A 3,861-nucleotide genomic window follows, 5' to 3' on the forward strand; every position below is an offset into this window, starting at 1 on the left:
CGCGGGCCTGCTCTTGGGGCGTAATTGCTCAAAGCTCGCGCTGAAGGGGAGCCGGAGTCTCCGGAAACTCGCCGAGCGGCTGGACCGCCTGGCGGTAGGACCTGAGCGCGTGCACGCAGAAACGGTGGAGGGCGAGAAAGAGGTGATCCTTCGACCGGCCGCATGAAATTTTGCCCCCAGGGCACCCCGCGCAGGGGCCGCAGAAGTGTGGAGAGGCCCTCCCAGGCTGAGCCAGGGAGGGCGTTCCGTTATTTCGAGGTGACAGAGCCTCTGGCCTCCGGACTTCCCTCCGCTATGGTGGCATAGCAGATTTCCCCATGCACACCAGAGCAGTTTTCCCGATGAAAAAACAGGGTTCTCCCCGATTCACAGACTGAGGCTTTTCGGGTATTATCTATATTTGAATATTTCCCTGTACTCGGTGAAGTCGCAACAAAGCAAGGAATAGTTAAGGATCGAAATCGAGGGATCACATCTTGACACAGGATGCCTTATGACAACCCGTGGTAAATTCGGCTTCTTCTTTTTGTTCCTCTTCCTGGCATCCGCGATATCTTTTGCCGAGCCTCGCCCGACCTCCCCGCAGTTGCAAAGGCCAGATGAGGACTCCACGTGGGAGCGCGTCAAGGAGAAGGATGGCGTAACCATATTCTTGCGGGAAAGAAGCGGAAGCGCCTTCAAGGAAGCCATTGGGAAAGGGGTAATCGATGCTCCTCCGTGTCGGGTGTTTCAAGTCCTTACGGATTCGCACCGCCTGGTCGAGTTCATCCCTTATTTGAAAAGCCGCATTGTCAAGAATGGCGGTGCTGATGAGGAGTATGGCTGCCAGTACCTTGACTTTCCCTGGCCTTTCTCGGACCGATTCATCAATTTCCGAACCAAGCGCATCCGGAATTACCGAGATCACCCATGCGAGTACTTCGTGTACTGGCGGAAAGACGAGACCTTCTCCTGTACGCTACAGGAAGTCAAAGAAGCCTACGAGGATGCAGGGTCCGACCCGATTATTCCTCGTACGAACGAGGGCTACTGGCACCTCGTCCCCGAGGCGGGAGGGAAAAAGACACTGGCCTATTACTATGTTTTCACGGACCCCGGAGGAAGCATTCCCGGATGGTTAATGAATTCGTACGCGGACAATGCGATTTTACGTCTTTTCAGAGCAGTCCGAGAACGAGCCGGGAAGGGGGACTTGTATCCTCCGTGCCACTGTACCTAAAGCGCCCGTGGGGGAGGTTAAAGTTAACCGCACCCCCGGTCCTCGCGTTCCGACAGACGCTGAGGGTTGGTAAGGGGCAAGCCACCAGATGGGATTCCGCGTCTGAATGGGGTACGTCAGCTTCCTGTCGACTGGGCAATTCTATGCCGGCGACTTGACCGCAGAGATTCCTAGACTGATGGTCGAGCTGGCAATTCTCCTAAGTTCATCAGGTGGTAGGCTTGAATCTTCCATGATGGCCTTTGCGGTCGGATCGTTCGTCAAGTACTCCAGCGAAAACGGCGCTTCCTGAACGATCCGGATATCCCGAAATCCTGCCGCCCGGATGGCCTCGACGTATTTGTCTTTCAGCATCGCTCCCGCAATACATCCGATATACGCCTCCACAGAGCGCTGGACAGGATCCGGGAGCTCTTCGAGCAAGACAATATCTGAGATCATAAGCCTCCCACCTGGTTTGAGCACCCGGAAGGCTTCTCGAAATGCGCGCGGTTTGTCAGGGGAGAGGTTGATCACGCAGTTCGAGATAACGACATCCACGGTGTTGTCGGCCACTGGCAGGTCTTCAATTTCGCCCAGTCGAAACTCGACGTTCTCGTAGTTGTCTCTCTTGGCGTTTTCCCTCGCGCGCACAATCATCGCTGGTGTCATGTCGACACCGATCACTCTCCCGGCATTTCCCACCTTGTGCGCTGCAACGAAGACATCCAGTCCGGCGCCTGACCCAAGATCAAGCACCGTTTCGCCCTCTCGTAACGAGGCCAGGGCAACCGGGTTCCCGCAGCCGAGACCCAAGTCTGCACCTCCAGGAACCCTGTGGAGGTCTTCCTCGGAGTAGCCGACCTTCCTGCTCATCTCCTGAGTTACATCGACGCTTTCGCAACACGATGTGGCAGGAGTGCACCCGGACCGGCCTTGCTTTGCAATGCCGGCATACGCTTCCTTAACGACTGTCTTGATGTCCTCGCCTTTCACATTCGTTCTCCTTCCTTACTCTATTCCGATCGGCGCGACGCAGCCTGTCCGATCATCGGACCGAGCAGGCCCCGCACCATCTCCGTCAGCGCCGCGGCTTTCACGAGTGAGATACAGCAGACTTCCCCGCCTTGCTCCCAGCTGATGACGGCCAACTTCTCGCCTGGACGGATGCCAGCCCGTTCTCTGAGGTCTTTCGGGAGCACCATCTGACCCCGCTCATCGACACTGATCAGCGATTCAACGCGACAGCAGCCCGCTCTCTCGTCCACCGATGCCCCCCGCTTGTTCTTCCCTTGCCTCGCCATCTTGTCCCACCTCCCGTATGTCTTCATGTATCAGCAATATCTGATTCCACTGATAAATCTATATCATCAGACTTACCTTGTCAAGCCCTTTTGCACATCCCCACGAACCACTTTCGGCGCTGTAGATCCGCCTCAAGGGGGTGCTCTAATTTATATCTTTTGTCTGGGAAAGCGGGCTGCGGGCTTGGGTGAGACCGTGACCTCCCGGGCAAAGACCCAGGAGAGGCAGGTGGGTTCAGCGGCTGATCGGGTAGTGCGTCGAAGAGGATTCGAGCCTCAATCGAATGCTATCTGTCCTTTTCTGGTGCTTGGCGATCCCGACCCGCCCGGAGTTCCTCTTCGATGATTTCCCGAAAGGTCTCCAGGGGGTGCGCACCAACCAGCATCATGCCGTTGATGAAAAAGACGGGGGTCGCCCGCGCCCCCAGGGAGAGGCCCGCCATTGTCTCTTCTTTCACTTTTTGGGCATATTTTCCCGAGTCCAGGCATCGATCAAAGGACTCTACATCAAGCCCAACTTCTCTGGCATACCCCTTGAGCTTGCCGTTCGTCAGGGCAAAGGGACCCCTCAAGGCGAAGAGTACATCGTGGTATTCCCAGAACTTCCCCTGCTCCCCGGCACAATCCGCCGCCTGGGCTGATGTCACCGACTGTCTCCCCAGGATGGCCAGGTGGCCATACACGAACCGGACCTTGCCCGCCTTCACGTACTCGGCTTCGAGGCTTGGGAGTGTCTCTCTCCAAAACTTCGCACAGAAGACACATTGGAAGTCAGAGAGTTCGATGATCGTGACGGGGGCGCTTTCCGAGCCCAAGGCAGGTCCCCTGGCGAGGAGGGCTAAGACATCGTCTTGTCCCTGAGATTGGGCTAAGGCGGTCGAGGTAAAGGCCAGCGCCGCCCAGAGACTCCATAACAGCCAGCGATGCCAGAATTTCCAGTTATATGGTTTGGGTCGAAGTTTCCTTTGGTTCGCCATATACACCCCGACACTCCCCGGGGCCTCCTCCAGACAGGTCCTTTCCAGCACGAGAGTTTTCCTACCGTGATATCTCACTCGCAGTCGCTGGCATGGCGACCTCAACCTCCGGGACCTCTGCGTACCGAAAGTGGGTCTTCACATCTTTGAGCCTTTTCCCTGCTACCTCCACATGGGGATAAATGAAGTAGTTCAGCGGTCCGGTGGTGTGCCCCTTCCCCAGCTCCAAGTCCCGACCGACGGAAAACTGGATCCGATCCGCCGGATACGTGCCGAAGTAGATCTCCCGGCGCTCAGGGCGCTTATCCGCCTCCGAAGCATCAATGGGAACCCAACCTACACCCGGCAGATGAAACTCCGTCCAGCAGTGATAACCCTCGAT

Annotated in this window: 5 protein-coding genes; 1 reads left to right on the plus strand and 4 read right to left on the minus strand. The window is 56.8% G+C overall.

Going from position 1 to position 3,861, the window contains the following annotated elements:
- Positions 1 to 493: 493 nt before the first annotated feature.
- Positions 494 to 1,219, plus strand: coding sequence for a hypothetical protein (locus O6929_12800; protein MCZ6481258.1), 726 nt, complete (start codon positions 494 to 496; stop codon positions 1,217 to 1,219).
- A gap of 141 nt (positions 1,220 to 1,360) precedes the next feature.
- On the opposite strand, the gene O6929_12805 is transcribed toward O6929_12800, so the two are convergent.
- The 4 genes from O6929_12805 to O6929_12820 form a co-directional block, all read right to left on the minus strand.
- Positions 1,361 to 2,194 (minus strand): arsenite methyltransferase, encoded by an 834-nt coding sequence (locus O6929_12805; GenBank protein MCZ6481259.1) that lies wholly within the window; start codon positions 2,192 to 2,194, stop codon positions 1,361 to 1,363.
- 20 nt (positions 2,195 to 2,214) lie between these two features.
- Positions 2,215 to 2,502, minus strand: a complete 288-nt coding sequence (locus tag O6929_12810; GenBank protein MCZ6481260.1) for an HgcAB-associated protein — start codon at positions 2,500 to 2,502, stop codon at positions 2,215 to 2,217.
- A 287-nt stretch (positions 2,503 to 2,789) separates the two neighbouring features.
- Positions 2,790 to 3,530, minus strand: coding sequence for a thioredoxin domain-containing protein (locus O6929_12815; protein MCZ6481261.1), 741 nt, complete (start codon positions 3,528 to 3,530; stop codon positions 2,790 to 2,792).
- Positions 3,531 to 3,540: 10 nt separating this feature from the next.
- Positions 3,541 to 3,861 (minus strand): transglutaminase family protein (locus O6929_12820; GenBank protein MCZ6481262.1); only part of this gene is annotated, 321 nt, incomplete at its 5' end.

It is taken from the genome of Candidatus Methylomirabilota bacterium (assembly GCA_027293415.1).
In the GTDB taxonomy this organism is placed as follows: domain Bacteria; phylum Methylomirabilota; class Methylomirabilia; order Methylomirabilales; family CSP1-5; genus CSP1-5.